The organism is Blautia sp. AM29-29 (genome assembly GCF_003480555.1).
GTDB lineage: Bacteria > Bacillota > Clostridia > Lachnospirales > Lachnospiraceae > Fusicatenibacter > Fusicatenibacter saccharivorans.
On sequence record NZ_QUJD01000019.1, the window covers coordinates 46,737 to 71,388 of the forward strand.

Annotated in this window: 23 protein-coding genes; 20 read left to right on the top strand and 3 right to left on the bottom strand. The window is 42.9% G+C overall.

The genetic code is table 11. The features are described 5' to 3' along the window. Nucleotides 1–12: 12 nt before the first annotated feature. The gene (locus tag DW769_RS13370; protein ID WP_118601158.1) at nucleotides 13–450 is read right to left on the bottom strand and encodes a S24/S26 family peptidase; all 438 of its coding nucleotides are present in this window, start codon (nucleotides 448–450) and stop codon (nucleotides 13–15) included. A gap of 80 nt (nucleotides 451–530) precedes the next feature. Between DW769_RS13370 and DW769_RS13375 the strand changes: the two genes are divergently transcribed. Together DW769_RS13375 and DW769_RS13380 are read left to right on the top strand one after the other, a co-directional pair. Continuing rightward, nucleotides 531–1,778 carry a PqqD family protein gene (locus tag DW769_RS13375; RefSeq protein ID WP_118750486.1) on the top strand — a complete coding sequence of 416 codons (1,248 nt, stop codon included), beginning with the start codon at nucleotides 531–533 and terminating at the stop codon, nucleotides 1,776–1,778. Further along, on the top strand, nucleotides 1,775–3,544 hold the full coding sequence (locus DW769_RS13380) for a peptidase domain-containing ABC transporter (protein WP_117801616.1): 1,770 nt from the start codon (nucleotides 1,775–1,777) through the stop codon (nucleotides 3,542–3,544). The genes DW769_RS13375 and DW769_RS13380 overlap by 4 nt, the downstream gene beginning before the upstream one ends. 145 nt (nucleotides 3,545–3,689) lie before the next feature. Here DW769_RS13380 and DW769_RS13385 read toward each other — a convergent pair whose 3' ends face one another. Both DW769_RS13385 and DW769_RS13390 read right to left on the bottom strand, forming a co-directional pair. Next, nucleotides 3,690–4,070 (bottom strand): hypothetical protein, encoded by a 381-nt coding sequence (locus DW769_RS13385; protein WP_118595567.1) that lies wholly within the window; start codon nucleotides 4,068–4,070, stop codon nucleotides 3,690–3,692. A gap of 162 nt (nucleotides 4,071–4,232) precedes the next feature. Next, the gene (locus tag DW769_RS13390) at nucleotides 4,233–5,255 is read right to left on the bottom strand and encodes a stealth family protein (protein WP_118750487.1); all 1,023 of its coding nucleotides are present in this window, start codon (nucleotides 5,253–5,255) and stop codon (nucleotides 4,233–4,235) included. A gap of 552 nt (nucleotides 5,256–5,807) precedes the next feature. On the opposite strand from DW769_RS13390, the gene DW769_RS13400 reads away from it, so the two are divergent. From DW769_RS13400 to DW769_RS16470, 18 genes are all read left to right on the top strand, one after another. Then, nucleotides 5,808–6,275 carry an NfeD family protein gene (locus tag DW769_RS13400; RefSeq protein WP_117805259.1) on the top strand — a complete coding sequence of 156 codons (468 nt, stop codon included), beginning with the start codon at nucleotides 5,808–5,810 and terminating at the stop codon, nucleotides 6,273–6,275. Then, nucleotides 6,272–7,240, top strand: a complete 969-nt coding sequence (locus tag DW769_RS13405; RefSeq protein WP_117761275.1) for an SPFH domain-containing protein — start codon at nucleotides 6,272–6,274, stop codon at nucleotides 7,238–7,240. The genes DW769_RS13400 and DW769_RS13405 overlap by 4 nt, the downstream gene beginning before the upstream one ends. A 355-nt stretch (nucleotides 7,241–7,595) precedes the next feature. Then, on the top strand, nucleotides 7,596–8,585 hold the full coding sequence (gene argF / locus DW769_RS13410) for an ornithine carbamoyltransferase (RefSeq protein ID WP_117761273.1): 990 nt from the start codon (nucleotides 7,596–7,598) through the stop codon (nucleotides 8,583–8,585). A 166-nt stretch (nucleotides 8,586–8,751) separates the two neighbouring features. Continuing rightward, nucleotides 8,752–9,744, top strand: a complete 993-nt coding sequence (locus DW769_RS13415) for a biotin--[acetyl-CoA-carboxylase] ligase (RefSeq protein ID WP_118750488.1) — start codon at nucleotides 8,752–8,754, stop codon at nucleotides 9,742–9,744. A gap of 33 nt (nucleotides 9,745–9,777) precedes the next feature. Then, a complete protein-coding gene (locus DW769_RS13420) occupies nucleotides 9,778–10,161 on the top strand; it encodes a DUF6145 family protein (RefSeq protein WP_117510128.1) in 384 nt (127 codons plus the stop codon). Beyond that, nucleotides 10,151–11,149 (top strand): tRNA dihydrouridine synthase DusB, encoded by a 999-nt coding sequence (dusB, locus tag DW769_RS13425; protein ID WP_242991169.1) that lies wholly within the window; start codon nucleotides 10,151–10,153, stop codon nucleotides 11,147–11,149. The genes DW769_RS13420 and dusB overlap by 11 nt, the downstream gene beginning before the upstream one ends. Nucleotides 11,150–11,269: 120 nt before the next feature. Beyond that, the gene (locus DW769_RS13430) at nucleotides 11,270–12,664 is read left to right on the top strand and encodes an MATE family efflux transporter (protein ID WP_117805257.1); all 1,395 of its coding nucleotides are present in this window, start codon (nucleotides 11,270–11,272) and stop codon (nucleotides 12,662–12,664) included. A 232-nt stretch (nucleotides 12,665–12,896) separates the two neighbouring features. Further along, complete coding sequence (gene greA, locus DW769_RS13435) at nucleotides 12,897–13,379, top strand: transcription elongation factor GreA (RefSeq protein ID WP_022461080.1); 483 nt, start codon at nucleotides 12,897–12,899, stop codon at nucleotides 13,377–13,379. Between the two features lie 29 nt (nucleotides 13,380–13,408). Continuing rightward, nucleotides 13,409–15,457: a lysine--tRNA ligase gene (lysS, locus tag DW769_RS13440; RefSeq protein WP_118750489.1), complete on the top strand. Its 2,049-nt coding sequence runs from the start codon at nucleotides 13,409–13,411 to the stop codon at nucleotides 15,455–15,457. A gap of 263 nt (nucleotides 15,458–15,720) precedes the next feature. Beyond that, nucleotides 15,721–16,605, top strand: a complete 885-nt coding sequence (locus DW769_RS13445) for a MerR family transcriptional regulator (RefSeq protein WP_117714600.1) — start codon at nucleotides 15,721–15,723, stop codon at nucleotides 16,603–16,605. A 364-nt stretch (nucleotides 16,606–16,969) separates the two neighbouring features. Further along, entirely contained in the window at nucleotides 16,970–17,359 is a 390-nt protein-coding gene (locus DW769_RS17085) for a helix-turn-helix domain-containing protein (protein WP_279220890.1), read from the top strand. A gap of 203 nt (nucleotides 17,360–17,562) precedes the next feature. Further along, nucleotides 17,563–19,215: a PucR family transcriptional regulator gene (locus DW769_RS13460; RefSeq protein WP_118750492.1), complete on the top strand. Its 1,653-nt coding sequence runs from the start codon at nucleotides 17,563–17,565 to the stop codon at nucleotides 19,213–19,215. A gap of 195 nt (nucleotides 19,216–19,410) precedes the next feature. Further along, nucleotides 19,411–19,962, top strand: coding sequence for a signal peptidase I (gene lepB / locus DW769_RS13465; protein WP_055169112.1), 552 nt, complete (start codon nucleotides 19,411–19,413; stop codon nucleotides 19,960–19,962). Nucleotides 19,963–20,023: 61 nt separating this feature from the next. Further along, nucleotides 20,024–21,172 carry a DUF7601 domain-containing protein gene (locus tag DW769_RS13470; RefSeq protein WP_118750493.1) on the top strand — a complete coding sequence of 383 codons (1,149 nt, stop codon included), beginning with the start codon at nucleotides 20,024–20,026 and terminating at the stop codon, nucleotides 21,170–21,172. 142 nt (nucleotides 21,173–21,314) lie between these two features. After that, on the top strand, nucleotides 21,315–22,235 hold the full coding sequence (gene srtB, locus DW769_RS13475) for a class B sortase (RefSeq protein WP_118750494.1): 921 nt from the start codon (nucleotides 21,315–21,317) through the stop codon (nucleotides 22,233–22,235). Further along, nucleotides 22,232–22,912 (top strand): FctA domain-containing protein, encoded by a 681-nt coding sequence (locus tag DW769_RS13480; RefSeq protein ID WP_118750495.1) that lies wholly within the window; start codon nucleotides 22,232–22,234, stop codon nucleotides 22,910–22,912. The genes srtB and DW769_RS13480 overlap by 4 nt, the downstream gene beginning before the upstream one ends. A gap of 84 nt (nucleotides 22,913–22,996) precedes the next feature. Beyond that, complete coding sequence (locus DW769_RS13485) at nucleotides 22,997–24,445, top strand: Rrf2 family transcriptional regulator (RefSeq protein WP_118750496.1); 1,449 nt, start codon at nucleotides 22,997–22,999, stop codon at nucleotides 24,443–24,445. Nucleotides 24,446–24,478: 33 nt separating this feature from the next. Continuing rightward, the gene (locus DW769_RS16470) at nucleotides 24,479–24,646 is read left to right on the top strand and encodes a hypothetical protein (RefSeq protein ID WP_158579828.1); all 168 of its coding nucleotides are present in this window, start codon (nucleotides 24,479–24,481) and stop codon (nucleotides 24,644–24,646) included. Nucleotides 24,647–24,652: the final 6 nt, after the last annotated feature.

Consider the following 24,652-nt stretch of genomic DNA (forward strand, 5'->3'; position numbering starts at 1 on the left):
TCATTTGCAGGCTTACCGCCCGGAAGAAATTTTGCGAAAAAGTGCCATGATACGCCAGAAAAACGGGCGGATGGGGCGCAGGAACAGCCAGAGAGAGGAAAGCATGCGGTAGACCGGATGAGAGACAGAAAACGATTTCCCGTTGCGCACAACACCTGTCAGCTTCCCACGGATCTGATCCGGGCGGAGCGGCCCTTCGATTTCGGTCTGATTGTCCCCGACCAGATAAAAGCCATCCGAAGTAATGCGGCAGATCCGGTGAAGCACAAGAATGCTCTGTTCACGGCGGTAAAGAATGACATCGCCGCGGCGGAGAAGATGAATCGGATACGCCTCAATGACGGCCTCATCCCGTCCGGGATGAAAAAGCGGATACATGCTGTAGCCCTGCGGCTTCAGCCGGATCGCGGAGCCGTCTTTTAAGAGCTGTTCAATGTCGTAGGTATACATATGGAAACTCCGTTCTGAAAAAAAGATAGATTTATTATAGCATCTCTTTTCCGGAGCGAAAAGACAGAAAGGAACAAAAAATGAGAATCAGAAGACAGGAAGGATATCTGCTGCAGAAAATCGGAAAAACCGTTTATCTTTTGCCCTATGGACAGAAAATTGCAGACCAGAAGCGTGGAATGGAACTGAATGAAACGGCTCTGAGGTTATGGGAGATGCTGGAACAGCCGCAGACGGTGGAAGCACTGACAGACAAGATGGCCGCATATTATGAGATCCCAAAAGAGGAGCAGGGAGAACTGGCGAAGGATATAGAGGCATTTGTACAGGAACTGCTTGTATTTGGCGCTGTGCGCCGGGAACTGGGCTGTCCGAAGGGAAGCTGTGAGGGGCGGCTGCATATTGCGGGAATAAAAATCGAAGTCTATGGAGAAAAAGGATGCATTCCGAAGCAGTTTGATGCATTTCGCATGACAGATGGCGGAAATCCGGAGAAAGCAATCCCGGATCTTATCCTGGAACTGGCAGAACGTCTGCCAGGGAGCCGTCAGAACGGAACCATTCTGATCCGCAACAGGGATCTGACGGTTGCCATCTGGGAGGAGGGCTATGTTTTCCGGTTCGATACACTGAAGAATATTTACGAAATCTGGATGAAAGAAGACGGCAGTTATGCGCGGATTTATTATCGCTGCCCTATCAACGAGGAAGAGCAGGATTCCCTCTTCCTTGCAATCCGCCCGGTATTTCTGTTTCTGGCGCAGCGAAGGGGAATGTTTGCACTGCATTCGGCATCCCTTTTGTATCTTGAAAAAGCCTGGCTGTTTTCCGGTCCGTCGGGGATGGGAAAATCAACCCACACGGCACTCTGGAAAAAATTGTTTGCGACACCGTTTCTGAACGGGGATCTGAACCTGATCGGAAAAGAGGGAGAGAAATTCGTTGTCTATGGCATCCCGTGGTGCGGAACATCAAAAATCTTTACGGCGGAGAAAAAAGAGCTGGGTGGAATTGTACTGTTAGAAAAGGCGCCATCGGAAGAACTGGTTTCTCTGACAGAAGAACAGAAAACCCTCCGCGTGATGCAGCGCATGATTTCCCCACCCTGGACCGCAGAGCTGATGGTAAAAAATTTAAAATTCGCAGAAGCGGTTGCAAAGGAAAAGCCGGTTTACTTTCTGCGATGCACAAAGAATGACATAGCGGTAGAAACGATACGGCGGCAGATCGAGGAGGATGAAAAAAGGCAGAAAGCAGGATCGGACGATTGTATGAAAAATATGAAAAAAAGGATTCCAAAGGAACAGGCGCAGGAGGATGAATCATGAAGGAGCTTCGGCAGAAGATAGGGAAATACCTTCAGGCAGAAATGCTGCAGAAGATGTGGAAGGAATTTCGCTGGATTTTTCAGTACGCTAGAAGGTACTGGAAAGCCATGCTTTTTTATACGGCGCTTGGCATTTTCGGAACCGGTGTTTCACTGGCATCGAGTGTGATCTCAAAGGATCTTGTCGATATCATCACAGGCCACCAGACAGGAAAGCTGATTCAGACCTTTGCGCTGATGATAGGATTTTCCTTTGGAAATACCCTGATTTCCCAGGCGACCAGTTATGCCTCGACGATGATTAACCTGAAAGTAGACCGGGAAATCCAGAATGACATTTTTGAAAAAATTCTGGTGACGGACTGGGAATCCTTAACCACTTATCACACGGGCGATCTGGTTACACGCTGGAGCTCGGACGCATCGAACATTTCCGGAGGTATTCTGAACTGGCTGCCGAATCTTGTGATTTACACGGTAAAATTTATCAGTGCACTGGCAGTTGTTGTTCATTACGATCCGACATTTGCAGTCTTTGCACTGCTCGGAATCCCGTTCAGTGCCCTGCTGTCGCGCCCGCTGCTGCGGCGTATGACAAACAACAATCAGCGGAGCGCACAGATGAGCGCGAAGCTGTACGGCTTCAACCAGGAGGCATTTTCCAACATTCAGACGATTAAGGCATTCGATATGATCCGTTTTTATGTAAATCGTTTGAAAAATCTGCAGCAGGACTATATCAAAATGCGGCTCGATTTCCAGAAAATGTCCATTGCAACATCACTTCTGATGACGCTGATCAGCTACGTTGTTTCCTACAGCTGCTATGGCTGGGGAATTTACCGTGTCTGGAGCGGAGCAATTTCCTATGGAACGATGACCATGTTTCTGTCCCTTTCCGGTACGCTGACCGGTGCGGTCAACTCTTTGGTGAGTCTTGTGCCGTCGGCGATATCACTCGGCATTTCAGCCGGCCGTTTGATGGATATCGTAGAGATGCCGCAGGAGGATTACAGTGCGGATGGCGAAGTAGAATGGTTTGCGGAGAAATATCAGTCGGGAGGCATCGGACTTAAGATGCAGGATCTTTGCTATACGTATCACACAGGGACGGAAGTGTTTTCGAATGCTTCGATGGAAGCGTGGCCGCATGAGATTATTGCACTGGTTGGCCCGTCGGGAGGGGGGAAAACAACCATGCTCCGCCTGATTTTGTCCCTGCTGCGTGCGCAGGAGGGGGAAGCCTGGATCGGTGCAGGAGAGGAACCATCGCAGAGGCTTGCCCTGTCGCCGTCTACGCGAAAGCTGTTTTCCTACGTGCCGCAGGGAAACACGATGTTTTCGGGAACAATAGCGGAAAATATGCGGAATGTGAAGCCGGAAGCAACGGAGGAAGAGATTATGGAGGCATTAAAGCTGGCATGTGCCTGGGATTTTGTGGAAAAACTGCCAGACGGTATTGAGAGTATGGTGAAAGAACGCGGTGGCGGATTTTCAGAAGGGCAGGCACAGCGGCTTTCGATTGCGCGCGCACTGCTTCGGAAATCACCGATTCTGCTGCTGGATGAAGCAACCTCAGCACTTGATGTGGCGACAGAGCGGAAGGTGCTGAACAATATTATGACGGATACGTATCCGCGAACCTGCATTGTAACGACACATCGGCCTACGGTACTCGGGATCTGTACGAGAGTGTATGCGATTCGGGATAAGAAGTGCGAAGTGGTGGGTGAAACGGAGATCGCGGAGATGGAGAAGGATTTTTAAAGATAAAAAAAGAAAAAGCAATGGGGACGCACCTCATTGCTTTTTCTTTTGATAACTTGCTGAAGATGAATCGGTAATTTTAGCACTAACAACCGCAAGACCTGGCTCTGAACAGTTATCAAAGTTTTTAGAGCAGGTTTGCTTTTTAGCTTACCGAGTAGGTGAAGCCGGTCATCTTCAGATCGTCGATGCTGGTTCCGTGATTTAAATGGATACCAATCGTCAGCGGATTTGATGCTGTGCTGGCAAAGGTAAACGTAGCAGTCTTTCCGGAGCAGGATGCCTGTACAGATGCATCATCCGTTTCCGCCTGATCAACCGTGTCGTTGAACGTAATGTTCAATGTGATCGTTCCGTTAATACCTGACCAGTCTGCCATTGCAAGACCTTTACCGCCATTTGTGCCCCAGCGATCCCACACGCCGTGGTAAGTAACATTCAGAGTTCCTTGGCCGCTTGCCGCATAAACGCCTTCTGCCATTCCGGTGTCGATAGAGACAACAGGTTTTTTATAAGTTTTAGTCATAGGTCAGTAATTTCCTTTCTTGTGAAAATTCTTTTTATTACAAAATTATTATAGAAATAAAATCACACACATGTCAATAGATCTGAGGTAAAAAATTACAATTTTAATTAAAATACATGTTGCTTTATAATCTGTCACGTGAACGAACAGAAAAACAGTTTTTTATTTCTCAAACTGTGATTTTTCCGGAAACAGGATAGAAAATGCATGGTTTAATTCCTGTTTTACTTTTTCATATGGGATTTCAAAGTTGCTGTCGTTGATACAAATACATTTTGACTTCTGCTTCGTAATCGTCTTCACCAGCTCCGGGTTTTCCGGCTGCAGATTAAAGTATCGGCAGAATTTATGAATATTCTTTGGAACAAAATTTCCGCTCAGCTTCTGATATTCCCGTAGAACATACTGACTGATATCTTCTTTGTGACGGAAGGGATGGCAACAGACACGATGCAAAAGCTCTTCTTCGTTTTTCCAGAAGAAACGGTAGGACTCTTTTTTTAGCGGGGATGGCCCGTGTACGGTATAAAAACCGGTAAACCGCGGAAATGCCATTTCCAGAAGATTATATCCGAAATACATCAACGGATAGCCGGGATGAAAATATGCGCCCGGCTGTTTCTTCATATTTTCCTGTTTATCGAAATATTTGGCGAGAACCATCGCATTGTTCAGATAGATATACGGCATAATCTGGTCATCTGCATTTGCAACATCTGGCTGAAGCGCAAGCATGTCAACAGGTCTTTCGTCTCTAAAAAAATCTTCCGGAGAAACTTTTTTTATGAGAAACATATCATCATTGAAATAAACAAAATTTTCTGTCAGCCATTCAATGCGATGAAAATTCCACTCAATCGGATGGGAACTAAAGGTAGGAAGAAATTCCGCAGGAATAAAATCCTCGTGCCGCACAATATGCAGTTTGGGATGCTCTTTCTTTAACCATTTCGGCAGATGCCCATAGGTTATAAAATGAATTTGGTTGACCCATGGTGCAAATGTTTCAACACCACGGAACCAGTATTTCAAAATATCCCAGTCGCGATATCTTGCGGTACTGTTATCCAGAGATTCATCCACAAAGATTCCCTGCTTTCTTAAGGTTTCCTGCCGCTGCATGTCCCAGACAGGATCTGACCCGTCTACCCATGTAATCACAAAATCAATTTTAGGAGTTTTCATTTGCTGTGATCCTTTCGTACAGTGTTATGTGTGGCTTGTTTGTATTATATTAAAAAAATTACAAAAACTGATATTTGTATAATTTTATCACAACATGTACTGGCGTACAATGAAAGAAGGTTGACGTTCTGTATATTATGGTGACCTGATGCTGTTTCACCTGGTGATTGGTGCAATGTATCTGGCGAAGGAAGAGATGACATATGAAGGAAAAAATGTTTCTGCGGTCAGAAAGCTGCTGAAACAATATGGGTCAGATCCGTTTGTTCGAAAAACTCTGACGATATGGAATTGCCTGCATTACGTAGTTCAAATCAAATCGGTATTCTGGAAACTATTAAGCTTCACCCTCGTATTATTTTTACGTATTCACGCATATGGTTTTTTGTCAGCCATCCTCGTTTTCATGTCCCGGCTTGGAATTGACAGTCTGTAGACGATTCCTGACAAATCTTTCTTTTTTCTGAATGTTTTTAACTTTGCTTGTTATTTTTTCATCATTATAGTATGATGAATACAACAGCCAATTTTTTCAGAAAGGGGGAAAAACGCATGGGTATTACAGCTTACCTGCCGGTTTACTGGCTGATCGCACTCGTCGTTTTTTTAGTGATTGAAGCAGCAACACTTGGTCTTGCGACGATCTGGTTTGCAGGTGGGGCGCTTGTTGCTTTGATCGCTGCCATGTGCGGAGCAGGGATTGTGATTCAGATCGTACTGTTTCTTGTTGTATCGCTGGTACTTCTGTTTTTTACACGTCCGTTCGCCGTTCGCTTTCTGAATAAGGATACACTGAAGACGAACGTGGACCGTGTGGTTGGCATGGAAGGAGTCGTGACGGAAGAAATCTCCAATCTTGCGGGAACCGGAAAGGTTTCGCTTGGCGGAAATATCTGGACCGCGCGGACAGAAAACGAAGGAGGCACGATTCCCGTGGACACTGTTGTTGCAGTGCTCCGTGTGGAAGGCGTCAAGCTGATTGTAAAGGTCAAAGAAAAAGAAGGAGGAAATGAAACATGAGTGGTGGAGGAGTTGCAGGAATTTTATTGATTGTGCTTCTTGTGATTGTACTGTTTATTGCAGCATCGTGTGTGAAGATCGTGCCGCAGGCCAGTGCTTACGTTGTTGAGAGCCTTGGAAAATACAAAGGCACCTGGGCAACCGGTCTTCATTTTAAAGTTCCGTTTATCGAGCGCGTGGCCATCCGCGTGAATTTAAAAGAGCAGGTGGTGGATTTCCCGCCGCAGCCGGTTATCACAAAAGATAATGTTACGATGCAGATTGATACCGTTGTATTCTTCCAGATTACCGATCCGAAGCTGTTTGCATACGGTGTTGTCAATCCGCTGATGGCAATTGAAAACCTGACGGCAACAACGCTTCGAAACATCATCGGAGATCTGGAGCTTGATGAAACGCTGACATCCCGTGAGATCATCAACACGAAGATGCAGGCTGCGCTTGATATCGCGACCGATCCGTGGGGAATTAAAGTAAACCGTGTCGAGCTGAAAAACATTATGCCTCCGGCAGCCATTCAGGAAGCAATGGAGAAACAGATGAAGGCAGAGCGTGAACGCCGTGAAGCAATCCTGATTGCAGAAGGAGAGAAAAAATCGACCATCCTTGTTGCCGAAGGTAAAAAACAGTCGGCCATCCTCGATGCAGAGGCTGAAAAACAGGCGGCTATTCTTCGCGCAGAGGCAGAAAAAGAGAAACGGATCCGTGAGGCAGAAGGCCAGGCAGAGGCAATCCTCAAAGTACAGCAGGCAAATGCCGATGGTATCCGCGCGATCAAAGAAGCCGGTGCAGACGATGCTGTTCTTACCTTAAAGAGCCTCGAGGCACTCGGTGTTCTGGCAAATGGAAAGGCAACAAAGATTGTTGTTCCGTCCGATCTGCAGGGACTGGCAAGTCTGGCCACCACATTCAAAGGTATTGTGGAGGAACAGAAAGTGCCGGCAGGAAAAGAAGTGCAGAAGTAAAATAGAGATAAATCGATAAGAAAAAGAGAATTCTCCCACAGAAAGCGCGATGCCGGATGTGGGAGATTTTTCATGGACAGCGAACAAAAGTCCGCAGTTACAAGAGCCCCCGGTGACAGCCGTGATAACGGGAAAAAGGGAAAGAGAGTGTTTTTAAAGTGCATAAAAATGCATATTATATGAATAATATAAAGAAAATACGTAAAAATATACATTTTACTCTTGACAGATGAACAGGTCTGTTTCATAATAGAGACTATTCAAGGAAACCAAGGGGCAAAAAACCTTTTGACCCAACATCACAGTATAGGAAATAATAAAATACACCATATGCAGATATAAGGAGGAACAAGCCATGGATTTAAAAGGACGCGATTTTCTGACATTGAAAGATTTTACACCGGAAGAGATTGCCTATCTGCTGGATCTGTCCGCAGAGCTGAAGGAGAAGAAAAAGAAAGGCATTCCGGTGGATACCCTGCGTGGTAAAAACGTTGCGCTGATCTTTGAGAAAACCAGCACCAGAACCCGCTGTTCCTTCGAGGTAGCTGCACACGATCTCGGTATGGGGACAACGTATCTGGATCCGACCGGTTCCCAGATCGGCAAAAAAGAGAGCATTAAAGATACTGCCCGCGTTCTTGCCGGTATGTATGAGGGAATTGAGTACCGTGGATTCGGCCAGGAGATTGTAGAAGAGCTGGCAAAATATTCGAAAGTTCCGGTATGGAACGGACTGACGAATGAGTATCATCCGACACAGATGCTCGCCGACATGCTGACGATCCAGGAAGAATTTGGCCATTTAAAAGGCATCAAATTCGTTTACATGGGCGACGCCCGTTACAATATGGGAAATTCCCTGATGATTGCATCTGCAAAGATGGGAATGGATTTTGTAGCCTGCGCACCGAAGAAATACTTCCCGAATGCAGAGCTTGTGGCTCAGTGTGAGGAGTATGCAAAGGAGAGCGGTGCAACCATCACCCTCACCGAGGACGTAAAAGAGGGAACAAAAGATGCCGATGTTATCTACACCGATGTCTGGGTATCTATGGGTGAGCCGGACAGCGTATGGGAGGAGAGAATCCACGATCTGACTCCGTACCGTGTCACAAAAGAAGCAATGGCAAATGCAAAAGATACCGCCGTATTCCTGCACTGCCTGCCGTCCTTCCACGATCTGAAAACAAAGATCGGAAAAGAGATCCACGACCGCTACGGCCTGAACGAGATGGAAGTAACCGATGAGGTGTTTGAATCTGCGCAGTCGAGAGTATTCGAAGAAGCAGAGAACCGTATGCATACGATCAAAGCAGTTATGGCAGCGACCCTCGGAGCATAAAGTTTTGGGTGGAAAAACCGGAATAGACTGTGTATAATAGAATAACGAAGAAACACGCACAGCAGCGCTGCGGAAAACTCTTCCGCAGCGCTGCTGTTGATTTTACGAAACGAAGAAAGCGTGCTTCTTATGTGAGAAAGCGACACGAGGAGTGTGAAGATACGATATGCTGGAAAATAAGAGAGCCGAGACGCTGCGTCTTCTGCGGGAATCCGGAAAAAATGTTTCCGGACAGGAGCTGTGTGAATATTTTGGGATTTCCCGCACCGCAGTATGGAAGATGATGAATCAGTTGAAAGAAGAAGGATACGAAATTGAGGCTGTTCAGAATAAGGGATACCGTCTGTTAAATGAGCCGGATCTCGTAACGAAGGATGAGCTGGAAAGCCGCACGCATACGAAATATGTCGGACAGACGGTTTATTACAGCCGCGAGGTGGATTCGACAAACACGTGGGCGAAGCGGCTGGCGGAAGAGGGTGCGCCGAACGGCACCCTGACAACAGCCGAGACGCAGACTGCCGGAAAAGGCCGCCGCGGCAGAGTCTGGAAATCACCGGAGGGAACCTCTGTTTCGATGTCGATTCTGCTGTACCCGGATCTTGAGCCGGCCAAAGCACCGATGCTGACGATTGTAATGGGACTTGCCGTAGTGCAGGGTGTGCAAAGAGCGCTCGGTGTCGATACGAAAATCAAATGGCCGAACGACGCAGTGCTGAATGGGAAAAAGCTCTGTGGTATCCTGACAGAGATGAGCGCACAGATTGATTATATCAATTATGTTGTCATCGGAACCGGAATCAATGTCAATCAGATGGAATTTCCGGAAGAAATCGCGGAGATTGCGACCTCACTGGCGATAGAAATGGGTCATCCCGTCAACCGGGCGAAAGTGGTCGCAGCAGTGCTGGAGGCATTTGAGGAGGACTATGAAAAATTCCTGGAAGCAGGGGATCTCTCTGAGCTGAAGGAAGCATATGAGGCTGTGCTTGCAAACAAAGATCAGCCGGTGCGTGTACTCGATCCGAAGGAACCGTTCGAGGGCGTTGCACTTGGCATCACGCCGACCGGTGAGCTGCGCGTGCAAAAAGAGGACGGAACGATCGTTGAGGTGCATTCCGGCGAGGTTTCGGTGCGCGGCTTATACAGTTACGTATAGAGAGATCGGAAAAAGGAAGAGAAAGGAAAAATCATGTATTCAGATAATGAAAAAGTAGTGCTCTGCGGAGCAAGTGCATACGAACAGAAATATTATTTTAACCAGGATTTTGCATCCCTGCCACAGTCTGTGCAGGATGAGCTTCATGTTATGTGTGTTATGTTTACGGTGGAAATCGGCGGTATTTTTACCATGTGGTTTGACAGCGACGGAAGTCTGCAGTTTGAGACAGAGGCTGTAGACGCAGATGCGATGTATGACGAGATCGGCGGCGCGCTTCGGATTAAGCAGTATCAGGAAGAAAAAAAGGAGCTGCTGGAATCCCTGGAGCTGTATTACCGTGTCTTCTTCCTCGGTGAGGAGGTGCCGGAGGAGGCGCTGATGGAAGAGGACGGAGAGAAGCCGAATGGAAAATAAGAAACGTACACTGCAAAAGATGCCGCCGCTGAAAATCGGAAACGTGGAGATGCCGAACCCACTCGTGCTTGCACCGATGGCGGGGGTGACGGATCTGCCGTTTCGTGTCCTGTGCAAGGAGCAGGGTGCGGGCCTGATCTGTATGGAAATGGTGAGTGCGAAGGCAATTTTATATAAGAATAAAAATACCGAGGATCTGATGACGATCGATCCGGGTGAGCATCCGGTGTCCCTGCAGCTTTTCGGCAGTGATCCGGAGATTTTGGGGCAGATTGCCGCTCAGATCGAAGAAAGGCCGTTTGATATTCTGGATTTTAACATGGGCTGTCCGGTGCCAAAGGTTGTCAATAACGGCGAAGGCTCGGCCCTTATGAAGGATCCGCATCTGGTGAGGGAAATCGTGACAAGCATGGTAAAGGCAGTGAAAAAGCCTGTAACCGTAAAGATTCGAAAGGGCTTTAACGAAGAATCGGCGAATGCTGTGGAAATTGCGAAGATCCTCGAGGACTGCGGAGTGGCCGCAATTGCGGTTCATGGAAGAACGAGAGCGCAGTTTTATTCCGGAAAAGCAGACTGGGATATCATCCGCCGGGTAAAAGAGGCAGTCTCGATTCCGGTTATCGGAAACGGCGATGTGACAGATGCGGCAAGTGCCGAGGCACTGGTGGAGCAGACCGGCTGTGACGGAATCATGATCGGACGCGGCGCGGAAGGAAATCCGTGGATTTTTAAACAGATTCTTCATTATATGGAAACAGGCGAAACGCTTGCAAGGCCGACCCAGCATGAGGTAAAAGAAATGATGCTCCGCCATGCACGGATGCAGGTGGAATACAAAGGCGGCGCGATCGGCATCCGCGAGATGCGCAAGCATGTTGCATGGTATACGGCAGGCTTTCCGCACTCGGCAAAGCTGCGCGCGGCGATCAATCAGGTGGAGAGCCTGCAGGCGCTGGAACAGATGCTGAATGAGTGGGAACGAGGATAAAAAATAAGTCAAAAAAGTACCTATGATATGCCAATATTGATATATCATGGGTGCTTTTTCTGTGCTATACTGATAAACAGAGGTATTGGGACAAAAAACACTAAAGAGGGAGTGTAGTGTATGACTATGAAGGAACTTTTCGCACCGTCCGACATGACGGTGGGAAAGCCGTGGGAAAAGATTGTAGCTTTTACAATCCCTATGCTGATCGGCAACATTGCCCAGCAGCTCTACAACACGGTTGACAGTATTGTGATCGGAAAATATGTCGGGGACAACGCGCTTGCGGCAGTTGGAAGCGCCAGCCCGATCTTAAACCTGCTTCTGGTTTTGTTCGTCGGAATTTCCGTCGGCGCCGGCGTCATGGTGTCGCAGTATTTTGGGGCAAAACAAAGAAAAGAGCTTTCGATGACGATCGGAAACTGCGTCACGCTGACAGCAATTTCTTCCATCATTATTATGATTCTGGGAGCCGTCCTCTCAAGGCCGCTGCTGGAAATGCTGAAAACACCGGATTCCATCATCGACTGGTGTACCTCGTATCTGGTGATCCTGATGGTGGGCTGTGCCGGCAGTGCGTACTATAACATTCTATGTGGTATCCTTCGCGGACTCGGCGATTCGATTTCGGCGCTGATTTATCTGCTGGTGGCAACGGTCATCAACATTGTATTGGATATTGTATTCGTTTCCCAGTTCCACATGGGTGTTGCCGGAGTTGCATACGCGACCGTGATTGCGCAGGCAATTTCTGCAGTACTCTGCATGTGGCGTCTGATGCGTATGACCGACATTTTTGATTTCAGGCCCAAATACCTGAAAATGAAAAAACAGTATTCGATGGAAATTATCCGCCTTGGCCTGCCGTCCGGTATTACCCAGGCGATCTTCTCCATGGCGATGGTTATCGTACAGTCGCTGACCAACAGCTTCGGTGAAATGGTTATCGCCGCGAATGTTATCATCATGCGTGTCGATGGCTTTGCAATGATGCCGAACTTTTCGTTTGGTACCGCGATGACAACGTATGCCGGTCAGAATGTCGGTGCACGCCGTATGGACCGCGTAGAGCAGGGCGCAAAACAGGGAACACTGATTGCAGTCGGAACCTCAACGACCATTACCCTTTTAATTGTTATTTTCGGCCATCATCTGATGGGAATCTTTACGAATACCACAGAGCTCGTAACATTAAGTGCCAATATGATGAAGATCCTTGCGGTCGGCTATATTGCCATGGCAATAACACAGTCGCTTTCCGGCGTCATGCGTGGAGCAGGCGATACGATGACCCCGATGTGGATTTCGATGGTTGTTACCGTTGTAATCCGTGTGCCGCTGGCATACGGTCTGGCCTTTCTGACCAGAACGCCGGAGCTGCCAAACGGACGATATCAGGTACTCTGGATTTCCATGCTGGTAAGCTGGTGCATGGGTGCGCTTCTGACGCTGATTTTCTATAAAAAAGGAAATTGGAAAAAGAAAGCACTGACAGGAAGCTCATCCGAAAAATAAAGGAAAAATAAGAGAAAGATGCAGGAAGGATTTGTGAAAAAGAAAATCTTTCCTGCGTTTCTTTTTTTCTTGACATTCCGTGGGCAATCCTTTATACTACTTTAATTGTTAGGATAGGCGGAGTCTATCCTTATTTCAACCGGGAATACTGAAAATACAGCGCATTTCCGGAGAGTTTACAGAATAAAATCAGATATGACTGGATACAGAAACGATAGAAAGGGTGTATAAAATGGAACAGAAAAAAACGATTCTTACCTATGCCGGCCTGAAAAAACTGGAGGACGAGCTTCACGATCTCAAAGTAAACAAACGTAGAGAAATTGCCGGTAAAATCAAAGAAGCAAGAGAGCAGGGAGACCTTTCCGAGAACGCCGAGTACGATGCAGCAAAAGATGAGCAGCGTGATATCGAGGCAAGAATTGAAGAGATCGAAAAAATCCTGAAAAACGCAGAGGTTGTTGTTGAGGACGAAGTAGATTCTGATAAGATCAATATCGGATGTAAAGTAGACGTACTGGATCTGGAGTATGACGAAGAAATCGAGTTCCAGATCGTTGGTTCCACCGAGGCAAACAGCCTGGAAGGAAAAATTTCCAATGAGTCTCCGGTAGGAAAAGCTCTGATCGGCGCGCACAAGGATGATATTGTCGATGTAGAAACACCGGCCGGAATTATGCAGTACAAAGTACTTTCTATCCAGAGAAATATCTAATAAAATACAAAGAAAAGGGAGTGAAGAGATTGGCACAGCAGACACAGGAACAGGATATTAACCACTTACTGAAGGTTCGCCGCGAGAAACTTGCAGAGCTGCAGCAGAACGGAAGAGACCCGTTCCAGATTACAAAGTTCGATCAGACACATCATTCGCTTGAGGTGAAAGGTCTTTACGAGGCACATGAGAGTGAGCTGTTAAAAGACCGCCAGGAGCCGAACGTAGAGGGAATGGATGAGGAGCAGGCGAAAGAAGCTCTTAAAAAGGATTACGAAGAGAGAAGAAATATCATGGACGCAAGCCCGATCCATGTGGCAATTGCAGGACGTATGATGTTTAAGAGAGTCATGGGCAAGGCATCTTTCTGCAACATTCAGGATTTACAGGGAAACATCCAGGTATACGTTGCAAGAGATGCGATCGGAACAGAGTCTTACGCTGATTTTAAAAAATCGGATATCGGTGATATCTTCGGAGTGGAAGGATTTGCTTTCAGAACAAGAACAGGTGAGATTTCTATCCATGCAGAGAAAGTGACACTCCTCTCCAAGAGCTTACAGATCCTCCCGGAGAAGTTCCACGGTCTGACAGATGTAGATACCCGTTACCGTCAGAGATATGTAGACCTGATCATGAATGCAGAGTCTAAAGATACCTTTATCAAGCGTTCCAAGATTCTCAGTGCGATCCGCAAGTACTTAAGCGGAGAAGGATTCATGGAAGTTGAGACTCCAATGCTTGTACAGAACGCAGGTGGAGCAGCAGCAAGACCGTTCGAGACACATTTCAATGCCCTGAACGAAGATCTGAAGCTTCGTATTTCCCTGGAGCTGTACCTGAAGAGACTGATCGTCGGAGGACTCGAGAAGGTATATGAGATCGGACGTGTATTCCGTAATGAGGGTCTTGATACAAGACATAACCCGGAGTTCACTCTGATGGAGCTTTACCAGGCATTTACAGATTACCACGGCATGATGGATCTGACAGAGAACCTGTATCGTTTTGTCGCACAGGAAGTGCTCGGAACGACACAGATCGTATACAAAGGAATCCCGATGGATCTCGGTAAGCCGTTCGAGCGTATCACAATGGTTGACGCAGTGAAGAAATACGCAGGCGTTGACTGGAATGAAGTTGAGACTCTGGAGCAGGCAAGAGAACTTGCAAAAGAGCATCATATTGAGTTTGAAGAGAGACATAAAAAAGGTGATATCCTGAATCTCTTCTTTGAGGAGTTTGTAGAGGAGCATCTGCTTCAGCCGACGTTCGTTATGGACCACCCGGTTGAGATCTCGCCGCTGACGAAGAAAAAGCCAGAAAATCCGGAATATGTAGAGCGCTTCGAGTTCTTCATGAATGGTTGGGAGATGGCAAATGCTTATTCTGAGCTGAACGATCCGATCGACCAGAGAGAACGTTTTAAAGCCCAGGAAGAACTGCTTGCACAGGGCGATGATGAAGCCAATACAACAGATGAAGACTTTATGAACGCATTGGAGATCGGTATGCCGCCGACCGGTGGTATTGGATTCGGCATTGACCGTATGTGTATGCTTCTGACAGGAGCGGAGGCAATCAGAGACGTGCTGCTCTTCCCCACAATGAAGTCCTTAGATGGTGTAAATAAGAAAAATGATGTAAATAATACAGCTTCTGAAGCACCTGAAAAAAATGTAAAAACTGAGTCTGAAAAGATTGATTTTTCTAAGGTAAAGGTAGAGCCTTTATTTGAGGAATTTGTTGATTTTGATACATTCAGTAAGTCAGATTTCCGTGCAGTAAAGGTTAAAGAGTGTGTTGCAGTACCGAAGTCAAAGAAACTGTTACAGTTTACGCTTGATGACGGAACAGGCACAGACAGAACCATTTTAAGCGGTATTCATAGCTTTTATGAGCCTGAAGAACTGGTTGGAAAGACGCTTATCGCTATCACAAATCTTCCACCGAGAGCGATGATGGGCATTGACTCTTGCGGTATGCTCCTCAGTGCTATCCACGAAGAAGAAGGCGAAGAAAAGCTCCATCTTCTGATGGTTGATGACCATATTCCAGCAGGTGCAAAGCTCTATTAAGATGATGTAAAGATGTACCGTTTTACCGAATAGACGGGACGTACTTCATTTGATAAAAAACTAAAAAAACAGCGATTTACATCAAACTTACATCAATTGATGCAGAAATCGGTGCAAGCAAGAAAAAATCGCATAATTGGCAGAATGAATGGGCAGTCCTGAAATCGGGATTGCCCATTTTTAGAAGAAAGACGAAAAACTCTTGACCTGCACGCAGCGTATACGCTTATACTATCAACATAAATCATAAGGAGGTGCATCGGATGTTATTAAATGAAATTATAAATGAGGTTGGAATGACAAAGCGTGCAGTTAAGTATTATGAAGAAAAAGGATTGCTGTCAGTGGATAAAGATAACAATGGTTATCGTAACTATACTGCACAAGATGTTGAAACTTTAAAAAAGATTTCAGTATATAGAAAACTCGGTATTAGTATTAAAGACATACAGAGCCTTTTGGAAACTGGCGACAAAAGTATTCTTCTTCGTATTTATCAAGAAAAAGTGCAGGAAAAAGTTTTAAAAGACTCAGAACTTGAAGCTTTGAAGCAATTTATAGATGATGGTGACGCAGACAAAGCAAATGAGGCACTTGATTATCAAACCGTTGAAAATGCAATTGAGTCTTTGCTACCGGGAAAAGAATGGGGAGATTATTTTAAAAGTCATTTCAAACCATTTCTTAATGTAAGGTTGAAGACTCTGGAACAGAAGCAGGCACTACATAATATATTAGAATATTGCGATGAAACGACATTGAAAGTTCCTTTTATTATGGGAATAGGTGCGAAGATGATAGGTGGGATTGCACAAGAAACCAGAACCGCAGATGAGATGATAGCCTATTATCGTGATATGAGTGAAAGTGAATATGAAAGACTAAAAGAAAAAGTATGGAAAGGTGCTAAAATGAAAAACGGTATAATGAAATACCATCCAGCATTTATTGCACAGAGAAAAATGCAGAAAGAGTTACAAAATAAAGGATATAACGATATATTCATTCCTAATTTAATGGTTCTGTCTCCAACGTATGCAGAATATAAGAAAGCGTTAGATAATGTGAACGATAGAATGTGTAGAGAACTTGGACTGTATTATGATAGCAATTATAACTTAGTTATTAAAAAAGATAATTCTAAGTAAAAGTTAAACTACCCTTTGGGAGAGGAGAAATCCTTTTCTCAAAGGGCTTTTTCTATTTATACGGATATTCGCAAACTACAAGATAAAGCCAAAACTTCATATATGCTGACAATATCAACAGAAGCCGGAGAGAGGAGCTGATCGTGGTGGAAGATAAAATTCCCATCCTGATAGGTAACTGCATAGATAAAGTTATCTATCAGGATTTTTTGAGTTATAATATCATTTTTTAACAACATGTATTTGACAGATTTCCTCGTAGAAAGTATCATAAATATATGCAACAACTGAATATCGTGGACTGTCCAGCTATATTTTTTTACTTGAATAGTCTTGCGTACAAGAGTATATAATCAATAAATAAATGTCTAATAAATCTTCTGGTCAACAGGTACAATATTGGTATCATAGACTAGAAGAGAGGTGTATATACTTGTGTGTGGAAGAGTATATTCCGTTAAGAATTGCGGAACTATGCCGGAAGCGAGGATATACAAAATATAGGTTAGCTCAGCTTACAGGAATAACGCAGACGGCTCTGGAAAATATGCTGAATCAGAAGAGTATGCCGACGATGGCTAATCTGGAAAAAATATGTGATGCTTTTGAAATTACAATCGCACAATTTTTTTCAGATGATGAAAGCAGATTGGATCTGACAAAAGAGCAAAAAGAAATACTTGAGATTTGGGATGGCTTGGATGAGAAGGAAAGAGAAATTTTTATGACTTTTATCCGCAGCCTGAAGAAGTAATGGACAGTTCGACAAAGATGCGAGCTGTCTTTTTTATTTGAATCTATATAAAATATGCATTTTATACGCATGAAGAAATTGACAGAAAATTTCGGGGGGGGGGGTATAATTACACTGTATACTTATGCCACTTTTGAAAACACAACATCAGATGCTGGTACAACCAAAGTAGACAACAAAAGACGAATTTGACGAGGTGCTGAATGGCTTATACGGTAAAACAATTATTAGAATCGAAACAATTTCCTGATATGAGATTAGTGACATGTAAAGAAAATCTGAATCAGGAAATTAAAGGTATACGAATTATCGAAATAGAAGATATGGAAAGATATCTGACTGGAGGAGAGCTTCTTCTTACAAATATGAAAGTGTATTTCGGAGAAACGGACAGAGAGTTTCGGAAACATTTGAATGAACTGGAGAAGAAACAGGTCAGTGGATTTATTATAAAGCAGCATCCGGACATGGTACAGAAAGTCAATTATTATGATATTTTATTAAAGTTTTGTTCGGAACGTAATATTCCAGTGATAGAAATTTCGGAAGATGAGTATTATTGGGGTATTATAAAATATGTTATTCTGCAGATCTATGATGAAAATATCGCACGGTTGATTTATTTCAAATTGACACACGACAATATTTCTAACATGTTATTGGATGGAGAGAATTTTGAAGATCCAACTAAAAATATTTTATTTCTATTGTCTTCTATGATTGGCAATCCGGTAGCGTTATATTATAGTAACTTAACTTGCTGTGCGTCCACAACGCAGGATCTGTCTGATTTTGTATTTGAGAAAAATGTTGAGAAATATAAACCGGATATTGTTACCAGATTTGAATACAAAAAACAGAGAAAAGAGCATACGCAATATATTACAAAAATACATGTGTTAGGTCGGGTAGAAGTTTATTTGGTAGTCACGGAAGTGAATATGCCATTAACAATACTGGACTATATGGCATTGGGAAATGCTGTTTTTACTTTACAGTATAGTTTTATGGAAACATATGCTCGAAATGAGATAGAAAAAAAATATCAACGAGATATTGAATATAGCTTGCTTAATGGTTTATTAACGGGCGATGAATTGAGTAAAGCTGCAAGAATGCTAAAATTGGAAGATACAGATCAATATTGTGTGGTAAGTTTTCATACGATTTCAAGCAATAGCGAAGATTATTATACAAAAGAAGAATTAGAAGAAATCGGAGTGATAGAAGGCGAGATTCAGAGATTACTTCCGGATGAACATATTTACCGGAATCTGAATCAGATTGTGTGTATTCATGAAATTAAGCCTGGGGAAACACAAGCAGGGTTCCGGGAAGAAATGGAAAAATTATATCAGACAGTACAGAAGCAGATTTTTCACAGAAATAAGACAACGGATTTTCAGATTGGCATTGGAAGTATTGTTAATGGATATGGAGATTTGAAAAAATCTTTTAAGGATTCAAAGAAAATCATAGACTATATGGATATGCTCAGATATCTCTATGGTGATAAGAATATATCGGTAGCCGATTTTTCTAAGCTCGGTTTTTTCCAGATTTTTGAAAAAATCCAAAATCGTGATGAACTGATGGAATATGTGCCAGAGTCACTTGTGAAATTATATTGGTATGATAAAGAACATGATGGAGAACTGATTGAAACGTTGCAGGCGTATCTGGACTGTGATAAGAGTGCGAATAAAGCAGCTGAAAAACTCTATGTAAATTATCGTACTCTTTCAGGGCGATTGAAAAAAATAAAAGATATTTCCGGCATTGATTTCAAGAATTCTGCTGAGATGCTGGCTGTTAGAAATGGAATCGTTTTATTCAAAATGGCAGAAACACTGTAATTCAAAGAGAAACTATATCTCTATGGTATGGTTTCTTTTTTTGCGAAAAACCGATAACTACAAATTTTTTGTAGCAAAACGTGAAAATATCTTCCTATTCTCTGTATTATTTTTGCAAAAAACAAGTGCTATACTTTAACCAGTACATAAAAGGATACCTTGATTATCTAAGTTGATATGAAGCAGGAATGAATCATGAAAAAGAAACAGGTTGAGAAAGAACAGAATAATGAGAAACAGCTTCCCAGACAGGAAACGACACTGGGAGAAGATATCTTTCAGCTGTTATTGAAGATTGTTCTTATCATTTTGGCGGTCATCCTTGTTTTTACATTTATGTACGGGATGGCGAGAATCAATGACGTATCTATGAAACCAGCAATAAAAGATGGTGATCTGGTCATGTATTATCGACTGGACAAGCGTTTTGTGTCCGGTGATATTGCAGTATTTAAGAAAGATGGCAGAACAACCACAGGCAGGGTCGTAGCAGTCGCAGGTGATACCGTAGATATAACAAAAGACGGTTTGATGATTAACGGCGCTACGCAGATTTCACAGGATATTTATTTTGACACCACACAGTTTCAAAATGGAGTTGACTTTCCAATCACTGTTGGCGAAGGTCAGATATTTGTACTGGGTGATAACAGACCGGAGGCGTCAGACAGCAGAATCTATGGCTGCATCAATATTAAAGACGTCAAAGGAAAAGCGATTGCGGTTATTCGGACCAGAGGACTCTAATCCCCTCCTCCGTTAATCAAATAAAAACAAATAATATTTTATCTACAAGGGAGGAATCATTATGAGCATGAACAAAATGTTCAAAAAAGTGCTCGCAGTTGTTGCTGCTGGTGCCATGACGATGGGAATGGCAATGCCAACATTTGCGGCAGATGGGGGCAAGACAACCGAGGCTTGGATTACTAAGACCTACAACACAGAGGTCGGAAAGGCTGAAACATTTAGCTTTACAGCAACACAGAAAACAGGTGATGGTTTAATAGGTACAACAGCTGACGTTAAAATACCAACAATTTCGTTTACAGCTGATCAAACAGGAACAACTTCTAAGAGAAGTCAGATTACATTTCCGACATATTCAGAAGCAGGAAAGTATGAGTATACTGTAAAAGAGACACAGACAGCAGATCCAATAGTAGCAAACAGTGATCATGAAAAAATGATCATGTCACAGGCTGAGTATACAATGGATGTATATGTTACAGATGGTGCAACTGGTACAGAAATTTCTAATATCGTTGTAAATAAAGTGAGAGATGATGCAGGTCAGACAGAAACTGGTAAAGTAGATATTGGAAATACCGATACTAATACTTTCATCTTTACTAACACTTATGTACAGGAAGCTGGTACAGGTACAAATCCTACAGATCCTGATCCGACATATAATGAGAATGGCTCTTTGAAGGTATCTAAAGCAGTTGTTAATGCAAATGGTACAACAACAACTCCTGACGATGAGTTCACTTTCACAGCAACATTTGCATTCCCGGCTGGAACAAATGCAAGCACACTTGGCGGAATCAAAGCTAATGGAGGTGATGTTACACTTGCTGAGGGCGGAACATACACATTCCATTTGAAAGCAAATAAAAACATGAAATTCACTGGTGTTCCAGTAGGAACAACAATTACTGTAAAAGAGTCTGCAGCTAAAAACTATAAAGGTAGTGCTGAAATCACTATCAATGGTACTAAGCTGACTTCTGTTGCTGCAACATCATACAACACAGAATTTACAGTAGTAAATAGTCAGAATAGTCAGAAATTAGGTCGGAAACAGAATACCGTTGATGTAACCAATACATACAACGATGTACCTGTAACTGGTATCATCATGAACACTCTTCCATACGTTCTGATGATTGCACTTTGCGGTGTAGCACTGATTGCTTTTGTAGGATTCAAACGCAGAAGATTACAGAAATAATAAAATATAGCAACCAGGAAAGGGGATGTGTGCGGCGTTGCTCCGCCGCATCCCTTTTTGCTAATTTTGCGAGCAAATTGGTCAGATGAACCAGTTTTGATAAATATAAAAGAAACAGAAATGGTGAAAGGAACTTGTACATATGCTTCGGATGAAGAAAGTGCTGAAAGGAATTATCAGAGGATTAGACCATATTGTAAACTTCACAGCCTTATCACTGATTCTTGCAGCTATGTTTCTCTCCGGTTATATGCTGTGGGACTCCCACCAGGTATACCAGACAGCAGATGCAAAGAACTATGAAGCATATATTCCGACAGAAAAGAATACAAAATCTTTTGAAGAATTACAGAAAATCAATCCGGATGTGATTGGATGGATACGAGTGAATGACACAAATATCAATTATCCACTGGTGCAGACGGACAATGATGATACTTATATGAATACAGATGCGGAAGGAAACTATTCCTTAAGCGGAGCAATCTTTTTACATTGTGCAAATAAGCCGGATTTTTCGGATTTTGATAATATTATATATGGTCACCATATGGAAAAGCACATGATGTTTGGAGATATCGGTGAATTTACAAATGAACAGTATTTCAACGAACATCCATATGGAAATCTGTTCTTTGACGGAAAAGATCATGGAATCGAATTCTATGCATTGATGCAGGTAGATGCTTATAATGAGACGATTTTCAATGTGTGTCTGGACACACCAGAAGCGAAACAGGAGTATCTGCAGGAAATCGAGAACAATGTTTTATATAAAAGAGATATGAATATAACGGAAGATGATCATCTGGTTTTGCTGACCACCTGTACATCGGATATGACAAATGGAAGAAATATCCTGATGGGACGCTTAACAGATCAGATATATCCGGAAAAAGAAAAAGCCAAAAACGTAGGTACAGGAATTGATGAACTGAAAAATGCAGTAGGAAAAGTGCCAGTTATTGTATGGTTTATCCTGATTGTCCTTGTACTGATGCTGATAGCAAGACAGATAGAAAAGAAAAGAAACAAGAAGAAAGAAGGAGAGGGAGAAGCATGAGAACAACACGTTTGACAAAAATAGCCATGGTTATATTCCTGTCCATGATATTCTTTCTGGGTGTTCAAAAACCAGTACTGGCAGCTGGCAAAAACACAACAGTGAAAATACCAGTGGAACAGATATTTGAAGTAAACAATTCTGCAGATGCTGACAAAACAGGCTCTTATGTTTTAATAGCAGATCAGATACAAAATCCAATGCCGGAGGGAAGCAATGGAAGAACATTTACCTGGAATATGAGTGGCAATTCTTCTACAGAGCTGATTATGAATGTCGGACAGGCAGGAGAATATCATTACAAGCTGTACCAGGCAACAGAGAATAAAGAAAATTATACATATGATTCAAAAACCTATGATGTAACGATTGAAGGATTCTTTGATTCCAATAATGAACTGATGGCGGTAACAGTGGTCAAAAATGAAAATGGAGATAAAGTATCGAAGGTTTCATTCAAAAACTCGTATACCGGTCAAACTGGTAAAAATCAAAACCCGGTTCCATCTTCCCCAAGATCAAAGGATATTATTCATAATGGTTCGCCGGTAAAGACAGGTGATGATAGTCCGGTTGCAGGCTATTTGTTCTTATTCTTTGGCTCAGTTATCTGCCTTTGCGGATTACTCATGGAGAAGCAGAAGAACAGGAAGGAAGATGCGAAAAATGAGGCATAAGAATTGGAAAACATATTTGAATCTTCCTGTTTCAATCAATGAGTTTATGTACGGGACAAAGAAAAAAGAGAGAGGTGAGCACTTATGCAGCTTACAAATACAACGGATTATGCAATCAGGATTGTCTGTTATTTGGCAATAAAAAAGCGCAGGGTTACAACGGCAAAATTAGCTTCTGAATTAAAGATTCCGGAGAGCTATATTCCCAAAATCACAAAGCAGTTAAAAAAAGAGAAGATTATTTCAGCTTCTGAAGGTATCAGTGGAGGATATGCCCTTGCCAAAAATTCAGAAAAGATTTCTTTATTTGATGTCATATCATGTATGGAATCAACAATGGCAATCAGTCGCTGTCTTGAAAAGGATGGATTTTGCTCCAGAAACTATACGGATTGCTGTAAAGTACATCAAGTCTTATTGGACTTACAGAACACTTACAATAACCGATTAGAAAATGTGAAAATCTCTGATATTATCAGACCTGGGAAAGATGAATATTTTGGACGATTTTATATCATTCTGAAAGTTGATTTAGCGGAAAACAGTTATGAATGTATCTATTCTCATAACAGGGGGATTTATGATGATGTAAAAACTGCAGGAACATATGATGATTTTCTGAAAGTATATTGTGAAAAATATGTATGTGAAAAGGATTGTGAAAAACTGCAGGAATTTTTGAAAAGCGATTCGTTGACAGAGCATTTGAAAAAGGGCTGTTCAGAAGAAGATATCGTTTATCAAAGAAGAAGCGAGAAAAACTCAGAGACTTATGTTTGGATGGAAGTAAAAAGATTTGTGGATGAAAATGAGAAAACTGCTGTTATTACATTCCATAATGCAAAAGTTATTCCTAACACAATTGTAAATATGGAACGGGAATTAAGACAAAAAGCACAGGATGAGACAAAACAGTATTGGAAAATGGTTTCGCTTCTGGCTGCAGTGTTGAATCACAATAATCTTATAGAAACAGAACATCAGGATGATATCTGTTTTTATACAAAACAAGTGTATCTTCAACTACAGAAAAACTATCCGGAGTATGGGATTACAGAGGAAGAAATAGAAAATGTCTCTCATCTGTCTCCAATTCATGATATTGGAAAAATCCGTGTGCCGATAGAGATATTGAACAAAAACGGTAAATTAACAGCTGATGAGATGGGAATTGTAAAGCAGCATCCTCTTACAGGGGCAGAGATGACATTGCGGTTTCCACGAGGAGCTACGACAGAAAAACTTAATAAGTATAGCTATGAAATATGCAGATATCACCATGAAAGATATGATGGTTCTGGTTACCCGGATGGACTAAAAGGTGATGAAATACCACTTTGTGCTCAGGTAGTAGGCCTTGTGGATGCTTATGATGCATTGGTCAGTGTACGCCCCTATAAAAGAAAATTAAAGCATGAAGAAGCCATAAGAATGATTGCCAACGGTGAATGTGGTGTATTTTCAAAAAAACTATTGCAGTGCTTTATAGCAGCGGCAATGCAGAAGGAATGGATAAAAAAGGCAGATAGTTGAGAAAAGGAAAATATGTTTTTAGGAGGAATTTGTGTGAAGAGGAAAAAGAGATGGCTAAGATGGATAGCCTGGACACTTTTATTGGTTTTGTGCATGAATAGCGCAGGAACGACAGTTTTGGCAGTTTCAGTGGAAGAAGAGAATATTCCAAATATAAATGAAAAGTCTAATCCCCCAGCTATGCTGGGGAGAATAGAGTAGTCGGAA

Bases quoted from the DNA above. Each gene is read 5' to 3' on its own strand.
- DW769_RS13370 (WP_118601158.1), bottom strand. From the start codon at position 450: ATGTATACCTACGACATTGAACAGCTCTTAAAAGACGGCTCCGCGATC.
- DW769_RS13375 (WP_118750486.1), top strand. From the start codon at position 531: ATGAGAATCAGAAGACAGGAAGGATATCTGCTGCAGAAAATCGGAAAA.
- DW769_RS13380 (WP_117801616.1), top strand. From the start codon at position 1,775: ATGAAGGAGCTTCGGCAGAAGATAGGGAAATACCTTCAGGCAGAAATG.
- DW769_RS13385 (WP_118595567.1), bottom strand. From the start codon at position 4,070: ATGACTAAAACTTATAAAAAACCTGTTGTCTCTATCGACACCGGAATG.
- DW769_RS13390 (WP_118750487.1), bottom strand. From the start codon at position 5,255: ATGAAAACTCCTAAAATTGATTTTGTGATTACATGGGTAGACGGGTCA.
- DW769_RS13400 (WP_117805259.1), top strand. From the start codon at position 5,808: ATGGGTATTACAGCTTACCTGCCGGTTTACTGGCTGATCGCACTCGTC.
- DW769_RS13405 (WP_117761275.1), top strand. From the start codon at position 6,272: ATGAGTGGTGGAGGAGTTGCAGGAATTTTATTGATTGTGCTTCTTGTG.
- argF (WP_117761273.1), top strand. From the start codon at position 7,596: ATGGATTTAAAAGGACGCGATTTTCTGACATTGAAAGATTTTACACCG.
- DW769_RS13415 (WP_118750488.1), top strand. From the start codon at position 8,752: ATGCTGGAAAATAAGAGAGCCGAGACGCTGCGTCTTCTGCGGGAATCC.
- DW769_RS13420 (WP_117510128.1), top strand. From the start codon at position 9,778: ATGTATTCAGATAATGAAAAAGTAGTGCTCTGCGGAGCAAGTGCATAC.
- dusB (WP_242991169.1), top strand. From the start codon at position 10,151: ATGGAAAATAAGAAACGTACACTGCAAAAGATGCCGCCGCTGAAAATC.
- DW769_RS13430 (WP_117805257.1), top strand. From the start codon at position 11,270: ATGACTATGAAGGAACTTTTCGCACCGTCCGACATGACGGTGGGAAAG.
- greA (WP_022461080.1), top strand. From the start codon at position 12,897: ATGGAACAGAAAAAAACGATTCTTACCTATGCCGGCCTGAAAAAACTG.
- DW769_RS13445 (WP_117714600.1), top strand. From the start codon at position 15,721: ATGTTATTAAATGAAATTATAAATGAGGTTGGAATGACAAAGCGTGCA.
- DW769_RS17085 (WP_279220890.1), top strand. From the start codon at position 16,970: ATGTCTAATAAATCTTCTGGTCAACAGGTACAATATTGGTATCATAGA.
- DW769_RS13460 (WP_118750492.1), top strand. From the start codon at position 17,563: ATGGCTTATACGGTAAAACAATTATTAGAATCGAAACAATTTCCTGAT.
- lepB (WP_055169112.1), top strand. From the start codon at position 19,411: ATGAAAAAGAAACAGGTTGAGAAAGAACAGAATAATGAGAAACAGCTT.
- DW769_RS13470 (WP_118750493.1), top strand. From the start codon at position 20,024: ATGAGCATGAACAAAATGTTCAAAAAAGTGCTCGCAGTTGTTGCTGCT.
- srtB (WP_118750494.1), top strand. From the start codon at position 21,315: ATGCTTCGGATGAAGAAAGTGCTGAAAGGAATTATCAGAGGATTAGAC.
- DW769_RS13480 (WP_118750495.1), top strand. From the start codon at position 22,232: ATGAGAACAACACGTTTGACAAAAATAGCCATGGTTATATTCCTGTCC.
- DW769_RS13485 (WP_118750496.1), top strand. From the start codon at position 22,997: ATGCAGCTTACAAATACAACGGATTATGCAATCAGGATTGTCTGTTAT.